The sequence below is a fragment of the Brevibacterium linens genome (genome assembly GCF_003999335.1).
GTDB classification, from domain to species: Bacteria; Actinomycetota; Actinomycetes; order Actinomycetales; family Brevibacteriaceae; genus Brevibacterium; species Brevibacterium linens.
In genome coordinates this window covers 3,698,576-3,716,240 of sequence record NZ_CP026734.1, presented here as the reverse complement: position 1 = coordinate 3,716,240, position 17,665 = coordinate 3,698,576, and the positions used below count along the sequence as shown (strand labels likewise).

At 65.0% G+C, this 17,665-nt stretch carries 16 protein-coding genes; 6 read left to right on the top strand and 10 right to left on the bottom strand.

Annotation, left to right across the window (positions count from 1 at the left end; translation table 11 throughout):
• The first annotated feature begins 153 nt into the window (after positions 1-153).
• A complete protein-coding gene (locus tag CXR29_RS17790; RefSeq protein WP_241241508.1) occupies positions 154-1,044 on the top strand; it encodes a hypothetical protein in 891 nt (296 codons plus the stop codon).
• Positions 1,045-1,133: 89 nt separating this feature from the next.
• Here the strand turns inward: CXR29_RS17790 and CXR29_RS16750 are convergent, their stop codons facing one another.
• Positions 1,134-2,543, bottom strand: coding sequence for an APC family permease (locus CXR29_RS16750; protein ID WP_127365155.1), 1,410 nt, complete (start codon positions 2,541-2,543; stop codon positions 1,134-1,136).
• A gap of 108 nt (positions 2,544-2,651) precedes the next feature.
• Between CXR29_RS16750 and CXR29_RS16745 the strand changes: the two genes are divergently transcribed.
• Positions 2,652-3,044, top strand: a complete 393-nt coding sequence (locus tag CXR29_RS16745; RefSeq protein WP_127365154.1) for a hypothetical protein — start codon at positions 2,652-2,654, stop codon at positions 3,042-3,044.
• Here CXR29_RS16745 and CXR29_RS16740 read toward each other — a convergent pair.
• A complete protein-coding gene (locus tag CXR29_RS16740; protein ID WP_241241507.1) occupies positions 2,980-3,273 on the bottom strand; it encodes a LysR substrate-binding domain-containing protein in 294 nt (97 codons plus the stop codon). The two genes, CXR29_RS16745 and CXR29_RS16740, sit on opposite strands and share 65 nt — an antisense overlap.
• A 108-nt stretch (positions 3,274-3,381) precedes the next feature.
• On the opposite strand from CXR29_RS16740, the gene CXR29_RS16735 reads away from it, so the two are divergent.
• Positions 3,382-3,927: an FCD domain-containing protein gene (locus CXR29_RS16735; RefSeq protein WP_127365153.1), complete on the top strand. Its 546-nt coding sequence runs from the start codon at positions 3,382-3,384 to the stop codon at positions 3,925-3,927.
• A 120-nt stretch (positions 3,928-4,047) separates the two neighbouring features.
• Here the strand turns inward: CXR29_RS16735 and CXR29_RS16730 are convergent, their stop codons facing one another.
• Positions 4,048-5,592 (bottom strand): aminotransferase class I/II-fold pyridoxal phosphate-dependent enzyme, encoded by a 1,545-nt coding sequence (locus CXR29_RS16730; protein WP_338142530.1) that lies wholly within the window; start codon positions 5,590-5,592, stop codon positions 4,048-4,050.
• A 91-nt stretch (positions 5,593-5,683) separates the two neighbouring features.
• On the opposite strand from CXR29_RS16730, the gene CXR29_RS16725 reads away from it, so the two are divergent.
• Entirely contained in the window at positions 5,684-6,688 is a 1,005-nt protein-coding gene (locus CXR29_RS16725) for a LysR family transcriptional regulator (protein WP_127365152.1), read from the top strand.
• A 66-nt stretch (positions 6,689-6,754) separates the two neighbouring features.
• On the opposite strand, the gene CXR29_RS16720 is transcribed toward CXR29_RS16725, so the two are convergent.
• The 6 genes from CXR29_RS16720 to CXR29_RS16695 form a co-directional block, all read right to left on the bottom strand.
• The gene (locus tag CXR29_RS16720; protein WP_206516290.1) at positions 6,755-8,098 is read right to left on the bottom strand and encodes a tripartite tricarboxylate transporter permease; all 1,344 of its coding nucleotides are present in this window, start codon (positions 8,096-8,098) and stop codon (positions 6,755-6,757) included.
• 38 nt (positions 8,099-8,136) lie between these two features.
• A complete protein-coding gene (locus CXR29_RS16715; protein ID WP_127365150.1) occupies positions 8,137-8,559 on the bottom strand; it encodes a hypothetical protein in 423 nt (140 codons plus the stop codon).
• Between the two features lie 48 nt (positions 8,560-8,607).
• On the bottom strand, positions 8,608-9,543 hold the full coding sequence (locus CXR29_RS16710; RefSeq protein ID WP_101594017.1) for a hydroxymethylglutaryl-CoA lyase: 936 nt from the start codon (positions 9,541-9,543) through the stop codon (positions 8,608-8,610).
• The gene (locus tag CXR29_RS16705; protein ID WP_101594019.1) at positions 9,540-10,814 is read right to left on the bottom strand and encodes a hydroxymethylglutaryl-CoA reductase, degradative; all 1,275 of its coding nucleotides are present in this window, start codon (positions 10,812-10,814) and stop codon (positions 9,540-9,542) included. The genes CXR29_RS16710 and CXR29_RS16705 overlap by 4 nt, the downstream gene beginning before the upstream one ends.
• A 150-nt stretch (positions 10,815-10,964) precedes the next feature.
• Positions 10,965-12,863 carry a helix-turn-helix domain-containing protein gene (locus CXR29_RS16700; RefSeq protein WP_164742860.1) on the bottom strand — a complete coding sequence of 633 codons (1,899 nt, stop codon included), beginning with the start codon at positions 12,861-12,863 and terminating at the stop codon, positions 10,965-10,967.
• Positions 12,864-12,941: 78 nt separating this feature from the next.
• The gene (locus tag CXR29_RS16695) at positions 12,942-14,222 is read right to left on the bottom strand and encodes a pyridoxal phosphate-dependent aminotransferase (RefSeq protein WP_127365149.1); all 1,281 of its coding nucleotides are present in this window, start codon (positions 14,220-14,222) and stop codon (positions 12,942-12,944) included.
• Between the two features lie 269 nt (positions 14,223-14,491).
• On the opposite strand from CXR29_RS16695, the gene CXR29_RS16690 reads away from it, so the two are divergent.
• Both CXR29_RS16690 and CXR29_RS16685 read left to right on the top strand, forming a co-directional pair.
• Positions 14,492-15,316 carry an ABC transporter ATP-binding protein gene (locus tag CXR29_RS16690; protein WP_127365148.1) on the top strand — a complete coding sequence of 275 codons (825 nt, stop codon included), beginning with the start codon at positions 14,492-14,494 and terminating at the stop codon, positions 15,314-15,316.
• Positions 15,313-16,047 carry an ABC transporter permease gene (locus tag CXR29_RS16685; RefSeq protein WP_127365147.1) on the top strand — a complete coding sequence of 245 codons (735 nt, stop codon included), beginning with the start codon at positions 15,313-15,315 and terminating at the stop codon, positions 16,045-16,047. The genes CXR29_RS16690 and CXR29_RS16685 overlap by 4 nt, the downstream gene beginning before the upstream one ends.
• Here CXR29_RS16685 and CXR29_RS16680 read toward each other — a convergent pair.
• A complete protein-coding gene (locus CXR29_RS16680; RefSeq protein ID WP_127365146.1) occupies positions 16,022-17,500 on the bottom strand; it encodes an amino acid permease in 1,479 nt (492 codons plus the stop codon). The genes CXR29_RS16685 and CXR29_RS16680 overlap by 26 nt on opposite strands.
• Between the last annotated feature and the right edge of the window lie 165 nt (positions 17,501-17,665).

Sequence of the window (17,665 nt, the reverse complement as noted above, 5' to 3'; positions counted from 1 at the left end):
TGCCTGACAGCTGCGCAATGTAGTTCAAATCGAAACAATCAACTGAGCAGATCAAGCATGTGTAGTTCACAACTTATATTAGGCTGTTAATGCAAGAGAAGTTCTATATTGGGACTTTTTCTGAAATACGGCGTGATCGATCTGGAGTTACGGATGAGTACGAACCCTCCCGGGCGCGGGGATGAGAACGAATGGGACGTCAACGACCGGTCGGGAAGCCAATGGTCCTCGCAGCCCGGATCCCAGCCGGGACCCCCGCCGAGCCCGCAGTCAGGACCCCAGTCGGGCAACGGTTGGAGCACTCCGCCGCAGCGCCCCTATATCCAGACCCCGCACTCGCAGAGCGGCCCGCCTCACGGCGTCGGCCAGCCTCCTCACCAGCAACCGCCCCCGCCGCCACCTGGCTATGGTCCGGGACCGTATCAGCGGGCCGGACAGCCCGCGCAGAAGAAGCGCGGAGGACTCATCGCTCTTCTCGTCATCGTCGGCATCGTCCTCGCCGGTGGCATCGGATGGGGCGCGGCGACCTTCTTCTCGAAGGACTCCGATGATCCCGACACCGTCGCCTCCACGACTGAGCCGACGAACTCCGCCAGCGACGACGGTTCGGCCGCGGCCGGCCAGCCACCCGAACCCACCGAGACCGAATCGGCGCTGCCCGACGACCCGAAGAAGGCACTCGAACAGCTCGCCGACTCCGACGGACAGACAGCGAAGAGCGAACTCAACGGCAAATGGGTTCCGCAGCTGAGTTCGAAGAAGGTCGGCCTCGAAGCCGAGGGAAAGACCTGGGACGAAGAAGCGATCCTCGAAGAATTCGAAGGGCTGCGCGAAGAGTTCCCCCGCGTGAAGCTCATCTGGTCCGGCGATTTCAGCAGCTTCAAAGAGGACAACTTCTGGGTCACCGTCGTCGGCATCGGCTACGACGACCCCGATGATGCTCTGTCCTGGTGCTCATCGCATGGCCTCGGCCCCGACAGCTGCTACGCCAAACAGCTCAACACCTCCGGTAGCCACGAAGGAACGACCCGCCTGCAGGACTGAGAACCCGCCAGTACGACCGATGACTCCATCGTCGAGGCGGCCCGCCCTTCTCATTCCTCGATGGCTAGACGAAGGGCCGCCTGAGCGGCTCAACCGTGGATTCGCCGCCGGTTGTTCACTGCGAACACCCCAATGCCGATGACGAGCCAGATCGCTCCGATGACCAGGGCCAGAGGGTTTGCGCTGACGAGCACGGCGATGAGCAGACCGGCGCCGATGACCGGAATGACGCCGTGGTTGAACCAATTGGGAGTCTCGCTGCCCTGCTTCTTCACGAGAAAGTATCCGACCACCGACGCCTGCAGGAAGATGAACGCCGTCAGCGCCCCGACATTGACGATCGAGGTCAGCTGGTCGAGACCATCGGCGCGGGTCGCCGCCCACCCGGCCACGATCACATTGCCGCCGGCGGCCACGAGGATTCCCTTCCACGGAACACCGGTCTTCGGGGCCACCTCGGCGAGGAATTTCGGCACCTGACGGGACCGTCCCATGTCCATGAGGATGCGGGAGCCTGCGGCCTGACCGATCATCGCGGAGAACGCCGCGCCCACGGCCTTGGCCAAGGCGAGCAGCCAGTGCAGCCACGGGCCGAGAGTCGAGTCGACGGCGTCGTAGTAGGCGGCTCCCTCGAGCGAAGGATCTGCCTGCAGCTCCGCCGGGGTCAGCGGTGAGAGCAGACTGCCCACCCAGGTCTGCGCGACGAAGAAGACGCCGGCGAGCACGAGGCAGATGAGCGTGGCCCGGCCGACGATCCGCGGCCCGCCCTTGGCCTCCTCGGAGAACGTCGCAAGCGAATCGAAGCCGAGGTAGGACAGGACGGCCACGGACACGGCCGCGAGCACCGCGGTCACGGAGAAGGCATCGACCCCGGTCAGCGGCGTCAACCATCCCCGTGCCGGCCCCTGCTGGATAAGGTAGGCGATGCCGAGGACGAGGACCAAGGCGAGGACGGCCACCTCGGCGAGGACGACCCCGGTGATCACGCGGGAGGCGACCTTGACCCCGGCGAGGTTGAGCCCGGTGGTCAGCACGACGGCGACGGCCACGAACACCCAGACAGGCAGGGCCGGGAAGATCGAGTTCAGCGCGATCCCGGTGAACAGATAGGCGACCGAGGGGATGAAGAGATAGTCGAGGAGAATCATCCACCCGGCGACGAAGCCGGCCGGTTTCCCGATTCCCGCCGAGGCGTAGGCGAACACCGTGCCCGCGCGGGGGACCTCCCGTGACATGCGCATATAGCTGACTGCGGTGAAGGCCATGACGATCGTCGCGACGATATAGACCAACGCCACGGCCCCGCCCGAGCGAGCATCGAGGGTGCCGAACACGCCGACGGCGGCCGCAGGACCGATGAAGACGAGTCCGAAGAAGACGAGCTCGCTCAGGCCGATCGTCCGTTTGAGCGTCCCACCTCGCGCCGAGGCGGCCGTGTCCTCGGGTGCGGAAGTCTGAGATTCGCTGTCGACCTGGTTGGACCGATCATCGGAGGTCATATCGTCCATCGTGGTGCCCGTCTTTCGAAGTATGTGCTTCAACTCTACGCGCAGGTCATGGCGTGGTTTCGAGTCCCCGATAGGATCGGGGAGAGGAAGGAGACCCGAATGACGCATCACCCGCAGATGATCCAGCCCGTAGGGATCCCGCCGCAAGGCGTGCCTGCGAAGAAACCGTCCGTGGTGCCGGGAATCCTCCTCATCATCGCCGGAGTCCTCGGCCTCGGGGTGGGGTTGTGCATCCTCGTCATTCCGATGTTCCTGTTCCTCCTCGGCGGCGGTGGCAACGTCGACGCCTTCGACGATGTCGCCTCCGGCTTCTTCATCACCGGTTTCGTTGTGGCCGTGGTTTCCGTTCTGGTGCTGATCGCCGGGATCGTCCTCACCACCGTCGTCGCGAGGAAGCGGCGTCGAATGCGACCGCAGGTCCGGATGATCAGGCCCCCTGGCGGGCCGCCGTTTCAGCAGCCTCCCGGAGGACCTCTAATGCCGAGGCGATGATCGGCTGAGCGCCCGAACCACGGCGGACGCCCGAGAGGATCTTCCGCGACGCCACCGGATCACCGCGCAGCGGCACACGCACCACATCGAAGCCGTCCGGCAGGCGTGCCAGGCGAGGAATGAGCGCGACCCCGAGTCCCGCGGAGACCAACGACGCACCCGTCTCCCACTCCCGAGACTGATGGGCCTGTTCCGGCTGGAAGCCGGCCGCCGCACAGCGTGGCGACACCGAGGATAAGATCTATTCGGCCGCGGGCCTGGCCAAGCAGCTCGGCATCTCACTCAGCCCGGTGCGCGAGGCGATGATGGCGCTCGTGACCGAGGGACCGTCGAGGCCGTGCCCAATCGCGGCTTCCGTCTGGTCAACATCACCGAGGCGGACCTCGAGGAGATCATCGCCATCCGCGTTCTTCTCGCTGTCCCCGCCGCCCGCAGTCTGGCAGAGGCCGGCAGCGATGACATCGTCGGTCGTGTCCTGAATGCTGACAGCGTACAGGCGGTGACGGACGGGTCGGTGACCGAGACCGCCGAGGCAACGACCAAATCCGAGGCGATCGTCCGACTGCGCGAACTCGCCGAGGCGACCGTGGCCGCGACCGAGGCCGGCGACTTCGCCGAGTTCTATACGCAGGACCGCAGGTTCCATGAGGCTCTGCTCGAGCACGGCCTCGGCGGGCGAGCCGCCGCGATCAGCCTGCGCCTGCGCGATCAGTCGCGCCTCTACCGACGCCAGGATCAGATCGGGGCCATCGCGGTCGAGTCCGCTCGCGAGCTGCCGAGGATCGTCGACCTCATCGAGTCGGGGGACTCCGCCAAGGCGGCCGACCTCGTCACGGCGAACCTCTACTTCTTCAAACGCGTCCCGGCCACAGCCGACGGCTGAAGCCCGCTGCGGCGAATCGGTACACCTTCTTCTCAACTGCACAGGGAGGAACGTGAGCAGTTCAGAGTAGACAGTGCCAAAAGGCTGCCTGGGCCTGCCGGGGCGGTGACTGCGCGCCGATCAGTTCCTGACGACCCGATAGGTCTCGAGCCCGGGATCGGCGGCACCGCGGACGTGTCCGGACGGGCTCGCGGCCACGGCCTGGAGGAAGTCGATGGTGTCGGCGGTGATCTCCTCGCCGGGCAGGACATTGGGGATCCCGGGCGGGTATGCGGCCAGCGAGCTCACGCTGACCCGTCCGCCCGCCTCGGCGGCGGTGACGAGTTCGGAATCGGCGAAGTACGCCTCACGCGGGGTCATCGCCAGTCGGCCGGCCATGGGCAGCGGCGGGAGGCCGGCGGCCTGCGTCGGCGCGGCGGCGGAGTCTGCGGTTTCGCGGCGCAGAGTCTCCAGGGCGTCGATGAGGCGGCCGATGTCCGGGGACTTTCCGATGCCGATGAGGGCGACGAGGGTGGTCGCCGTCGACATCTCGGGGAAGATGTCGAAGTCCTCGGCCAGACGTTTGCGCACCGTGTGGCCATCGAGTCCGGTGGCGGTGATGTCGATGGGCAGGCGGAACGGGTCGATATCGACGACGTCGGCATGACCGAGGAACTCGCCGGACAGCAGGTGATAGCGGTCGGTGGCCTCGATCTGCGCACGGATGTGGCGGATGTTGTCCAGCGAATCCGTGATCGCCTCTTTCGAGGTCATGAGTTCGCGGCGGGCCAGGTCGATCGAGGCCATGAGGTGTGCGTTCTCGCTCGTCGAGGCGGTCATCATGAACGCGCGTGCCAGCGCCGGTTCGAGGCGATCGGCGAGTTCGGTGTCGCCGAGGTGGAGCAGCGCGGACTGAGTGAGCGAGCCCGCGAGCTTGTGCGTGCTCATGATGACGATGTCGGCGCCCTGGGTGACAGGGGAAGCCGGCAGATCCGGGTGGAAGCCGAAGTGGGCACCCCAGGCGGCGTCGATGATCAGTGCCGCACCCGCTTCGTGGGCCGCCTCGGCGAGGGCTTCGACGTCGGCGACGGCGCCGAAGTAGCTCGGGGTCACGAGGTAGACGGCGGTCACCGGCTCGGGGTGATTGCGGATGGCCCGGCGCAGGGCGTCGGGGGTGACGCCGTGGGCGATGCCGTTGACCTCGTCGACGTTGGGGTAGACGAAGCCGGGGTTGAGCCCAGCCAGCACGATGCCGTCGATGAAGCTCGAATGCGCGCTGCGCTGGGCGACGACGCCGGACCCGAGGGTGCCGACGGCCAAGGCGGCCATGCGGTTGCCCTGAGAGGAGCCGTTGGTAAGGAACCAGGTGCGGCGGGCGCCCCAGGCCTCGGCGGCCAGTTGCAGGGCTTCGTCCTTCGGGGTGTCGGCACCGAGGTCGATTCCGTCGAAGAGCGGGGGGATGTCCAGGGAGAGGGTGTGCTCGCCGAAGAATTCGGCTTGACCTGCGGAGATGCCTTCGGTCGTGCCTCCGTGTCCGGGGGTGGACAGGAACAGCGAATTGCGGTCGGCCGCGTGCGCCAGAGCTTCGGCATAGGGCGCGCGTGACTGCGTGAGGGCAGGATGCATCGGTGACCCCGAGGAGGAGTGCGGGGCCGGGGGCATGGGGGAGTCCTGGTGCACGGTCATGCCTCCAGATTAAGGAGGCGAGCAGGTACGAGAGAATAGCAACTTTCCTCTGTTGCTCTATAGTCAGTATTGAACTCAAGGGGGGAGATCAATGGAACCTCTGGATACCCGCGGCCTCACCGCTCTGCGCGCCGTGGCCGACACCGGATCCGTCGCCGCGGCCGCCGCCGCGCTGCAATGGAGCCAGCCGACGGTCAATCATCATCTGCGCAATCTCGAGCGCAGGCTCGGGGCCACGCTCATCGACCGCTCACCACGCGGATCGCACCCGACTTCGGTGGGCAGCCTCGTCGTCGCACGGGCCACGGAGATCCTGGGGCTGTGCGACCGCCTCGGCGCCGAGGTGGCGCTGTGGCGGGAATCCCAGGCCGTTCCGGTGCGAATCGGGGCGGTGCCCACCGTCGGAGCCCGCGTCATCCCGCGTCTGCATGATCAGCTGCAGGCTCGGCCCAGGTGGCAGACCCGAGATGAGGCGGTTGCCGGTGACCGGACCGACGTACTCACGGCGGCCCTGGACGTGACGATGGACGAGCATGCGAAGCTCGTCTCCCGACTCGAATCCGGGGACCTCGACCTCGCGCTGCTCGTGTCGACCGACCTCGACCGAACGTGGATTCCGGCGACGCTCAATGCCGCGCACCTGTATTCGGAGCGGCTGTTCCTGTGCGTTCCGAAGTCCATCGGTCCGATCAGCGTGGACGACCACGGGCGGCCGGACCTCACGGCTCTGGTCTCACAGACCTGGGCGTTCAGCATCGACCCGGGTGATGCCATCGACGAGGTCGTCCGCTCGTTCTGTCTGTCTGCCGGCTTTGAACCCCGCGTGGGGATGCGGATGGATGACTATGCGGCCATCAATCGGATGATCTCGGCCGGTTTGGCGGTGGCGATGATCCCCGAATCATCGCTGTCGACCGACCCGGACATCACCGTCATCCCGATGCCGCTCAGCGACTGCCGCCGTGACGTTCTGCTCGTCTCCCGGGCGGCACGGCCGCAGGTGCGCGTCCGCCACGATCCGATCGTCGATGCCCACAACTCCGCCATCGCCGAGGTGGTCGCCGACGTCCGCACGGTCACCCGGCAGTGGCGGTGACGCTCGGTCTCAGAGCTAGGTGAGTCGAGGTCTCACCGCGGTTTTACACGGGGTTGAGCCGCCTTCTCACAGCGCGAGGATGGCGGGCACGGTGAGCACGGCGACGTAGTAGCCCATGAACTGGACGCCGGCGTGCATGCCGATCATCCGGTTGAACAGACCGCCGACGAGGCCGACGGTGATCGTCACACCGAGTGCCAGCAGTCCGCCTTCGTAGAGGCAGATGACGCATATGAGGGCCGCGAATCCGGCGATGATCGCCTCGTGGGAGACCGATCGCATCACCCAGGTCGCCGCCCGGTGGGCGTTCGTCATGACGAAGGGGTAGGCGATGGCGACGGCGATGACCGCTGCGATCACGGAGAAGAGTGCGAACTGACCCGTCGTGAGCAGGTCGTGGAGATTGTTCGTCGTCCCCGCCTCCGCGTCGAGAGTATAGACCGGCGGAGCATTGAACAGGGGTGCCGCCGGACCGGCGGCCATCGGCGAAAGCGGCAGCCCGATGGCGATCAGTGGAATAAGAGTTTCGGCGATATAGGTCGATTCCGTTGTTCCATTCCTGACAGTGATGACAGTCGTCAGTCGCTCATAGCCATTCTTGATTCGGCTGCCGACGGCTTCGCCCATGAGCACGGCCATGGCCACGGGTGAGAACACGAAAGTTGCGCTGGTGATCGCTGCCGATCCGCTGGTGTAGGCGAGTTGTTTGCCGCTCAGAGCCTTGAACGGGTTAAGCAGTCTCCTGTCGCCTCTCGGGCGAACATCAGGCGCAAGGTTGAACTCCCGCTTGCCTTCCTGACGCATGGCCCGACGGCCGACAGGCGACATTGCGGAGAACAGGTCGAAGATGAGCGGACCGGTGGCGATTCCCAAGAAGAACGACGTCGTAAAGGTCGCTTCCTTCTGTTCCATAATGAAGGCCTGGAGTCCGACGATGAGCAGAACGAAGGGGATGAGCGCAGCAACGGCGGCTAGTTTTCCCTTTGAGGTATAGGCGACGAGGACGGCGGCAGCGATGAAGATCCACGGAGCGGCGGCACCGATCGCATCAGCGAATGGCGTGAGTACGAGAGCAAAGACAATCGACAGCGGAACTGCTATCGCAACCGATATGACACCACCAGAGATCGCCTTCTGCAAAGCGATGTGAGGGACGCCCAAAGAGCGCAGAAGCTGAGCTTCGCGCAACATGGGAACGGCGGTGGTATCCCCTGGTATGCCCAGAAGCGTAGTGGGCACAGCGTGGGAAATATGTTTGGAAATGATCGCTGCAAGGAAGAATGCGATGACGCCCGAGGGCGGAACGCCAATAAGGATCACCAAGAGCGCAAGCGGTGCAACGATGGCTGTTTCGTCTGTGCCGGAGATCAGGCCGATCCCTGTGAAGAGCACTCCGGCAAGGACCGCCATTCCAATTGCCCACAGGACGGGTTCGATGAGTTCTGCGCTCACTTCTCCCCGCCCTTCTCCTGGGCGCGAGCCTCATGATTCTCGACAAGCGCGTCGAAGAGGCCGAGGGCCCGGACCTCTTCTTGGACCGCAGGACGCAGTTCGCGGGGGTCGCCCAGGTCCCCGTATTCCTCGACGATTTCGTCGAGGATCTCCTGGCGATTTCGAGTGTCAGAATCGGATGTAATGATGACTCGCTTGGGCTTGAACAGCACTCCTGTGATGACCGCGCCGATGATGCAACCGACGATTCCGATGAGGAGTGCATAGGAATGGCCCAGAGTCTCGTCGCCTCGGGAAGCAAAGTACTGATCTGAGATCAGGTAGGCCGGGACAGCGATCCCGACTCCGATGGCTATTCCTCCGATGAGATGTCTGGGGTCGACGGTGTCATTCCACACCTCGAGCAATTGCGGCATCATTGCCTGCCTTCTGTCGGCCGACGGCTGTCGGGAACGTGAACGATGGAACTACCGGCCGAGGACGGCCGATGATGTTGCGGATGGAAGCGGAATGCCGAGCTGCTTGCCCAGCCACTGGCTGACCGTCGCCACGGCGTCGATGTCGACGCCGGTGGAGATGCCCAGACCCTGGAGCATCCAGAGGAGATCTTCGGTGGCCAGGTTTCCGGACGCTGTGCGGGCGAAGGGGCAGCCACCGATCCCTCCTGCCGATGCGTCGAACTGACTGACACCTGCTTGAAGCGCGGAGTAGACATTCGCAAGCGCCTGGCCATAGGTGTTGTGGGTGTGCAGGGCGATCCGATCGATCGGAATCCCGGCGCCGACCAGGCTATCAAGAACAGCGGTCACATGACCGGGAGTCGCGGTTCCGATGGTATCGCCGAGCGAGATCGTCAGGCAGCCGGCATCGACGAGGCGACGCGCAGCCGTGGCGACGTGCTCAGGATCGACCGCGCCTTCCCAGGGGTCCCCGAAGACCATCGACAGATAGCCCCGCACCCGCATCCCCGCCGCGGTTGCTGCGCGTGCCACCTCGATGCTGCGGTCTGTGGTGTGTTTGAGGGAGCCGCCGAGGTTGGCCTGGGCGAACGATTCGGTGACGCTGATGAAGACCGAGGCGTCTTTCGTTCCCGCTGCAACGGCATCATCGAGACCCCTTCGATTCGGGACGAGGACGGGGAACGCGATTTCGGAGTTCAGGTCGAGGCCTGCGAGCACCGATCGTGTGTCGGCCATCTGGGGAACGGCCCGCGGAGAGACGAAGCTTCCGGCTTCGATGGTCTTCAGGCCGGCATCGGAGAGCCGCCGGATCAGTTCGAGCCGGGTTGAGACAGGAAGCGTGCGTGCTTGCGACTGCAGACCATCTCGAGCGCTGACCTCGCAGACACTGACCTCGGTCGGCAGATTCGATGCCGCGAACCGCTGTGGAAGCTGTACCGTCATCGCGCCACACCGGAGCGGAGTTCGTCGAGGATTGACTGGACCCTGTCGAACCGAAATGCCTTCTCTTCGACCAGGCGGTCCACGATGATCGCGGTCTCCTGGGCGTTCGCTCCGGCAGAGGCCGCGAGGTTCTTCGCATGCAGTGACATGTGTCCGCGCTGCACACCCTCGGTGGCGAGAACTCGCAGTGCCGCGAGGTTCTGCGCCAAGCCGGCCGCGACGATCATCTCGGCGAGATCCTGTGCGGTCGCCACCTCGGCGATCTGCAGAGCAGTGCGCGCGGCGGGATGGACCTTGGTGGCGCCCCCGACGAGGCCGACGGGCATGGGCATCTCGAGGGTGCCGACCAGGTCGCCGTCGGCATTCCTCTCGAACGTCGAGAGAGAAGAGTATCGGCCGTCGACGAGCGCATGGGAATGCGCTCCGGCCTCGACCGCACGGGTGTCGTTCCCGGTTGCGAGGACGACCGCGGAGACGCCGTTCATGATGCCTTTGTTGTGAGTGGCCGCTCGATAGGGGTCGGCTGCGGCGAGTTCGTAGGCATGGAGGATGTTGTCGATGACCTCATTCCCGCCGAGCAGATCCCTGTCGAAGACGGCCCGTGCCCGAGACAGTCGACGGTCCGCCTTGTTGGTGAGGATGCGCAGGAGTGCGTCGCCTCCGGCAATGGCTGCCACGGCTCCGGAGACCGCCTCAGCCATCGTGTTGACTGCATTCGCCCCCATCGCGTCTCGGACATCGACGAGGAGGTGGACGAGAACGTACGTGGTCGTCCGCGCTTCGACGAGACGGACCTCGAGGCCCTTGACTCCGCCGCCGACCTCGACGAGCTTGGGGTCCTGCGCATTGGCCAGATCGATGATCTCGGCTTGCCGTTCGAGGACACGTGTGCGCGCGGCCTGCGGGTCCGCCACGTTGATGAGCTGGATCTGTGCCTGCATGACGGGCTCGGTCGAGCTTGTGCAGAAACCGCCGTGCGGACGTGCCATTCGTGCTGCGTTGCTGGCGGCGGCGATGACCGAGGCCTCTTCGGTCGCCATGGGTACGAGCACGTCGGTGCCGTTGATCGTGAAGTTGGTGGCTGCGCCGAGAGGAAGCGAGAACACGCCGAAGATGTTCTCGCTGAGGTTGGCGGCGTCTTCGGGACCGAAGGCATCCGCATCGAGCTGGCTCAACAGTTGGGCGTCGAGCCCAGTCGAGGCTGCGACGGCTTTCCTGCGATCACCGACCGACATGTTTCGGAAGTCGGCAATTCGGCTGTTCACTGCCATCGTGTATCTCCAGTCAGGTCGTCATTGGCCGACATAGGCTGTCGGTCGGAGTTCCTCCGCAGAGATCAGTCAAACAATGCACGCGTGAATCTGCCATGTCTTTTTCGGATGTGAATATCGCTCGCCTTTGGCTGTTCCAGACATAGAGGCTTAGAAGGATGACTTCAACTTTTCGAGGCGGAGCGCGACCTGGAGGCGGAACGCCCGCTCCGGTGTCCTCCACTCCTGACCGAGCACGAGATCGGCTCTCTCCAGTCGTTGCTTGACGGTGTTGACATGCACTGACATCTGAGTCGCGGTTCGACGGATGCTCATGCCGGACTCGAAATACTCCCGCAGAGTCGAGAGCAGCTCGGCTGAATGGGTTCGGTCCCATCGGCGCAGCGGCTCGAGCATCCGCTGCATGAATCTCTCCGTTTGCTCCGGCGCGGTGCCGAACATTGCGGTGTAAGGCGCGAAATCCTCCGTGGGAAAGATTCCTTCGCTGATGCCGAGGGAATTGAGGATGCGGATGCACGACCACATTTCGTCCTCGGCGGTGCGCAGCTGCTTCCTGTCGTAATCGGTGTCGGAGATGATCACCAGCGAACTTTCGAGGGCGCCCGACTCTTCGAACAGGGTGTCCAGGGTGGGCCTGTCGCGGATCACGGCGCTGGGCAGGAGCACCGTGATCCCGGGGGATCGCTGCGTCATGAGAATGCGCGGCTCGACGCGGACCAGGCGAGCGGCGATGCGGTCATCGTTTTCGATGTCGCCCTGAATCGTCATGAGTCTCCAGGGCCCGGAGAGGCTGAAGCTGCCGGTTCGGGAACGGGCTTCGAGCTCACTGAGATCACGAGTGCCGGCAATGATGTCGACTGCGAGTTCGCCACGGACTCGGTTCTCGGCATCAGCCCGGGCTTGTTCGTTCATTCGGATGAGCGCGAGCGTCTGCGCCGCCTGGGCGACGATGTTCGCGTCGCCGTCCGCCGGTTCGTCGTTGAAACGCACGAAGAGTGCGCTGTGCTGTCGGCGGTGGGACGCCACCGAGGCGACGTATAGGTGCCGGGCACCGGCGACCTGTGCGCTTCGGCCCGTCGCCCGGCTGTGACTCAGCGCCGTTCGGACGTCGGCATTGTCCACAGTGATGCCGTCGAAGAGCAACTCATCTGCGGGAAAGTTCGGAGAGTCGAGGCGTCCGCTGTCGACGACGCTCACGTCGGCCTCGAGCAGTTCGGAGATGGCGTCGAGAACTGCGAGGACCCCCTGACCCTGTAGGACGAGCTGCGTCAGCTGCTCCTCGACCTCGACGAGCCGTTGGAGGGTGCTGGCCTGCGCGGCTGCCGTCTCCTCGGCTTCCGCGGAGGCTTGGGCCGCCTCTGCGAGGTCTCCCATCAGCTGCGCTGTCTTCAGCACCACGGAAGCGTGGTCTGCGAGAGCCGACAGCAGGGTGATCTCGTCGGTGGTGAAGTCATGTGGGTAGCGGTTGGCCGCGAAGAGGGCGCCGAGGACTTCGCCGTCGACGACCATCGGCACTCCGAGGAGTGATTCCATGCGCTCGGCCTTCACCGCGGAGTCGACCCGTCTTTCGTGAGGCAGTCGGGTCAGATCGTAGTTCGACGTCCACTGTGCGGCGCGATCGCGCACGACCTGTCCCGCCAGTCCGACGCCCGGAGGCACTCGCAGTTCTTTGAGATTCGCCGAGATCGCTCCGCGACTTGCCTGAACACGCAGGTCGTCGGTCTCCGGATAGTACTGCGAGAGGTAGGCGATATCGCATCCGATGAGTGTTCGGGCACGGTCGACGAGCTTCTGCAGCAGCTTCTCGGTGTCGCGCACGCGGATGAGCTCCGAGGCGCTTTCCAGGAGGGCCGAACGCTCGCGATCTTTCTGCTTCCACCGGGTCATGGTCGCCGAGAGATCTGAGAAGGAGTCGATGAGGTCGGGGTGGTGCTCAAAACAGCGGGCCAAGGCAGCGCGGTCCAGATCTATCCCGCGGGAGAGAGTTCCGACGATCTCGGCCACGGCGGTGGCGGACACGGTCCCCGGCTCATCATCGATCTCTGTCATGAGACCAGTGTCGCAGGGGCTCGGTGCCTCCGCCGCACCCGGCATCGGATGGGTGCTTCGCCCGAGCGCTCGCCGCCGTCAACCGGCGGCTGCGGCTCCGCGTACCTCATGCTCGCGCACCACGGGCAGCTCGCACGTCGTGGGAGCGACCTGCCGGTAGCCGGAGAGGAACGTGTCGAGGCGTTCGATCGCCTCGGTGAGCACCTCGACCGAGGGCAGGGTGACGAGTCGGAAATGGTCGGGCTTCGGCCAGTTGAAGGCCGTGCCGTGGGAGACGAGGATCTTCTGTTCGCGCAGTAGATCGAGGGCGAACTGCTCGTCGTCGGTGATGCCGAACTTCTCGACATCGAGCTTCGCGAACATGTACAGCGCACCGTCGGCCCGGTGGGCCGAGACGCCGTCGATCGCGTTGAGCCCCTCGTGGGCGACCTGCATCTGCGCGCCGAGGCGGCCCGTCGGCAGAACGAGATCATCGATCGACTGCTTCCCGCCCAGGGCCGCTTGGATCGCGTGCTGGGCCGGAACGTTCGAGCACATGCGCATATTCGCGAGCAGCTTGATGCCCTCGAGGTAGCTGTGCGCCTCGTCCAGGGGTCCGGTGATCGCCAGCCAGCCGGAACGGTAGCCTGCGACCCGGTAGGCCTTCGACAACCCGGAGAAGGTCAGGCACAGAACATCGTCGCCGGTGAGCGTGGCCATGTTGACCAGTTCGACGCCGTTGTAGGTGATCTTCTCGTAGATCTCGTCGGAGAAGACGATGAGGCCGTGGCGGCGGGCGATGTCGGCGATCTTCTGCAGCGTCTCCTGCGAGTACACCGCACCGGTCGGGTTGTTCGGGTTGATGACGACGATTCCGCGGGTGCGTTCGGTGATCCGGGATTCGAGGTCGTCGAGGTCCGGCTGCCAGGCGTCCTCCTCCGCGCAGCGGTAGTGGACCGGGGTGCCGCCGGACAACGCCACCGAGGCGGTCCACAGCGGATAGTCCGGGCCGGGCACGAGGATTTCGTCGTCCGGGTTGCACAGGGCCTGCAGGCTCAAGGTGATGAGTTCGCTGACTCCGTTGCCGAGGTAGACCTCGTCGGTGCCGAGATTGTGGATGCCGTGGGTCTCGTAGTACTGGACGACGGCGCGGCGGGCCGACAGGATCCCCCGCGAGTCCGAATACCCCTGCGTCACGGGAAGGTTCGCGGAGATGTCCTGGACGATCGCCTCGGGGGCTTCGAAGCCGAAGGGGGCAGGGTTGCCGATGTTGAGCTTGAGGATCGTGTGCCCGGCGGCTTCCATCGCCTGGGCCTCTTCGAGGACGGGTCCTCGAATGTCATAGAGGACATTGGCCAACTTCGACGACTGCCTGAACATGTGAACCGGAAAACCTTTCATACGACTGCTGCTACATCCACGCTAGGACCCCCGCCGAGGTGGTTCTGACCAAACAGAGGCCCGTTTCCCAGACCTTTGCCGGTGCCGGCGGATCGTTGTGCAGACCTTTCGGGGCTCGGTCTCACGATACTCCGGGGCACATCGTGGATTCGGGCCCGGTGTCCCCTGTGCCAAACGCACCCCGGGTGCGGCACCAGTGACTGTTCGAACTGTTGACCTCAGACGGCTCCGGGTGTCTCATTCAACAGATGATGAACAATTCGGTCGAGGTGCGCAGTCTCACGGTCCGCCGCGGTCGCAAGACCGTCATCGACGCCCTTGACCTCGACGTGCCCCGCGGAGCGATCGTCGGGCTCCTCGGACCCAGCGGCAGCGGGAAGACGACGCTCATGCGCGCCATCGTCGGTGTCCAGATCGTCTCCGGCGGGAAGGTGGATGTGCTGGGTCGTCCGGCCGGGTCCGCTGCCCTGCGCCACCGGGTCGGCTACATGACTCAGGCGGCCAGCATCTACGACGATCTGAGTGTGCGGGCGAACCTGCGCTACTTCGCACGTGTGCAGGGAGCGCCGAAATCCGAGGTCGATCGCGTGCTCGAACGCACCGACCTCACCGGCCAGGCCGATCAGATCGTCCGCACGCTGTCGGGCGGGCAGGCCAACCGGGTGTCTCTGGCCGCGGCGATGCTCGGTTCTCCGGATCTGCTCGTTCTCGACGAACCGACCGTGGGACTCGATCCGCTGCTGCGCGCCGATCTGTGGGAGCTCTTCCGTAGGCTCGCCGAGGAAGGGACGACGCTGCTGGTCTCGAGTCATGTCATGGACGAGGCGACGCGCTGCGATCGACTGCTGCTCATGCGGGAGGGCGCGATCATCGCCGATACGACTCCGCACGATCTGCTCGCCGGCACGGGGGCCGCCTCGGCGGAGGACGCCTTCCTCCGCATCATCGGCAAGGACATATCGGCGCCGGGTGCCTCCGGGCGCGGGGGCGGTTCCGGCACTCGTCTGCTCTCGCGAGAGGGCCGAGGTCGCACCGGCCGGGGACATGGCGCGAAGGCGGGAGGGCGGCGATGAACCCGCTGCGCACCCTGGCGACGACGGGACGCGTCCTCGTCCAGATCCGCAACGACCCGCGCACGATCGCTCTGCTGCTCATCGTGCCCAGCCTGCTCATCGGTCTCGTGGCCTGGATCTTCGACGAAACCGAGGTGTTCTCAACGATCGGGCCGGCGATGCTTGCGCTCTTCCCGTTCATCGTCATGTTCCTCGTGACGAGCATCGCGACCCTGCGCGAACGCCGCAGCGGAACCCTTGAACGGCTTCTGTCGATGCCTTTGGGCCGCGGGGACTTCATCCTCGGCTACACTCTGGCCTTCGGTCTGCTCGCCATTGTGCAGACGGCAGTGGCCGTCGGATATGCGACCATGATCTGCGGACTCGAGATCGAAGGTTCGGTCGGGCTGCTCTTCGTCGTCGCGATCGCCGATGCTCTGCTGGGGACGGCCTTGGGACTGTTGGCCAGCGCGTTCGCCCGCACGGAGTTCCAGGTCGTGCAGTTCATGCCCGTCTTCGTCTTCCCGCAGATCCTGCTCGGCGGGATCTTCCTCCCGCGCGACCAGCTGCCCGAGGTGCTCGAGACCGTCGGTGATTGGCTGCCGCTGTCGCACGCGATCGATGCGCTGAATGCGGTTTCGACCGGCGATGAGGATGATGCCTACATCTGGCTGCGGGTGCTCTTCATCGCCTGCTGGATCGTCGGTGCGATCATCGTCGGGTCGCTCACTCTGCGCCGTCGGACGCCGTGACCGGTTCGGTGCGGTCGCTGAGTTCGTAGTGTCGGCGACCCTCGCCGCGGATGAAGCCGAGGTAGCACAGCCACAGCGCAGCCACCCACAGCAGGCCGACCCAGAGGGCCGGACGTGAGTCGGGGACGATGCCGACCATGACGACGACGAAGACGATGAACGCCACGGTGATCCACGAGCCGAACGGCCACAAGGGGATGGGAAATTCGCTGGGCAGGCGGTTCTCCTGGGCGATCACGCGCTTCATCCGCAGGTGAGCGGCGAGGATGATCAGCCACACCAGCAGCGTCGCGAAGGTGGCCAGTGCTCCGAGCAGGAACAGTGCCTGGTCGGGATAGAGGTAGTTGAGGGCCACGCCGACCAGCAGTGCGACGATCATCGTGATCACCGTCATCACGGGCACGCCGTTGCGAGAGGTGCGGGCGAAGGATCGCGGTGCCTGACCTTGTTCGGCCAGACCGTGGAGCATCCGACCTGCACCGAAGACATCGGCATTGATGGCCGACAGGGCGGCAGTGATGAGAACGACCTGGAGGATGGCCGCCGCTGCTGTGAAACCGACGGAGTCGAAGATCGCGACGAAGGGGCTGGTCTCGGACGTGATCTGGTTCCACGGCAGGATGCACATGATCACGCCGAGGGTGAGCACGTAGAAGAGGAGAATGCGCACCGGCACCGAGTTGATGGCGGCGGGGATCACCCGCTTCGGGTTCTGCGCCTCACCGGCGGTGACTCCGATGATCTCGACGCCGCCGAAGGCGAACATCACGATGGTGAATGATGAGAGCAGCCCCCAGAACCCGTGCGGGAGGAAACCGCCATGGTCGACCAGTGCCTGCGGTCCCATCTGGTCGTGGTCGGCGATGCCGAAGCCGAAGACGATGATGGCCACGCCGGCGGCGATGAGGACGATGATCGCGATGATCTTGATCAGCGCGAACCAGAATTCCAGCTCACCGAAGATCTTGACGCCGATCATGTTGATCGCGGCGATGAAGAAGACGACGGCCAGCACCCAGATCCACCGCGGCACGTCGGGGTACCAGAACCCCATGTACACGCCGATCGCTGTGGCGTCGAAGACGGCGACGAGGATCATCTCGAAGGCGAAGGTCCACCCGACGAGGAAGCCGGCGAAGGGGTGAAGATAGTGAGAGGCATACTGGCCGAAGGAGCCCGAGACGGGGTGCCGGACGACCAATTCGCCGAGGGCGCGCATCACCATGAAGACGGCGGCGCCGCCGATGATGTAGGCGAGGAGCACTGCCGGGCCGGCGGACTGGATCGACTCCGAGGAGCCCATGAAGAGCCCCGTGCCGATGGCTGAGCCGAGGGCCATGAATCTGATGTGGCGGGCAGTCAGGCCCCTGCGCAGGCCGACGTTCTCTCTGCCGCCGTCGGTGTGTTCATCCGTGGGCACTGCCTCGCTGCGATCCTTGTCGGCTGGAGCCATCGGTGTCTGTTGTCCTCTTCTCTCGACTGCCCGTGGCCACCTGTCCGTTCGATCGACGGGCCCGGCTTCACGGCCACCTCAGATTCTCACACCGAGAGGGCCGCAGAGTACGCGGCCTGGAGCAAAGAGTCAGAGATCTCAGAAACTCGAGTCGGACAGCCGGTG

Excerpts from the sequence above, each read along its gene's own strand:
- CXR29_RS17790 (WP_241241508.1), top strand. The coding sequence starts at position 154 with ATGAGTACGAACCCTCCCGGGCGCGGGGATGAGAACGAATGGGACGTC.
- CXR29_RS16750 (WP_127365155.1), bottom strand. The coding sequence starts at position 2,543 with ATGACCTCCGATGATCGGTCCAACCAGGTCGACAGCGAATCTCAGACT.
- CXR29_RS16745 (WP_127365154.1), top strand. The coding sequence starts at position 2,652 with ATGACGCATCACCCGCAGATGATCCAGCCCGTAGGGATCCCGCCGCAA.
- CXR29_RS16730 (WP_338142530.1), bottom strand. The coding sequence starts at position 5,592 with ATGACCGTGCACCAGGACTCCCCCATGCCCCCGGCCCCGCACTCCTCC.
- CXR29_RS16725 (WP_127365152.1), top strand. The coding sequence starts at position 5,684 with ATGGAACCTCTGGATACCCGCGGCCTCACCGCTCTGCGCGCCGTGGCC.
- CXR29_RS16720 (WP_206516290.1), bottom strand. The coding sequence starts at position 8,098 with ATGGCGGTCCTTGCCGGAGTGCTCTTCACAGGGATCGGCCTGATCTCC.
- CXR29_RS16715 (WP_127365150.1), bottom strand. The coding sequence starts at position 8,559 with ATGATGCCGCAATTGCTCGAGGTGTGGAATGACACCGTCGACCCCAGA.
- CXR29_RS16710 (WP_101594017.1), bottom strand. The coding sequence starts at position 9,543 with ATGACGGTACAGCTTCCACAGCGGTTCGCGGCATCGAATCTGCCGACC.
- CXR29_RS16705 (WP_101594019.1), bottom strand. The coding sequence starts at position 10,814 with ATGGCAGTGAACAGCCGAATTGCCGACTTCCGAAACATGTCGGTCGGT.
- CXR29_RS16700 (WP_164742860.1), bottom strand. The coding sequence starts at position 12,863 with ATGACAGAGATCGATGATGAGCCGGGGACCGTGTCCGCCACCGCCGTG.
- CXR29_RS16695 (WP_127365149.1), bottom strand. The coding sequence starts at position 14,222 with ATGTTCAGGCAGTCGTCGAAGTTGGCCAATGTCCTCTATGACATTCGA.
- CXR29_RS16690 (WP_127365148.1), top strand. The coding sequence starts at position 14,492 with ATGATGAACAATTCGGTCGAGGTGCGCAGTCTCACGGTCCGCCGCGGT.
- CXR29_RS16685 (WP_127365147.1), top strand. The coding sequence starts at position 15,313 with ATGAACCCGCTGCGCACCCTGGCGACGACGGGACGCGTCCTCGTCCAG.
- CXR29_RS16680 (WP_127365146.1), bottom strand. The coding sequence starts at position 17,500 with ATGGCTCCAGCCGACAAGGATCGCAGCGAGGCAGTGCCCACGGATGAA.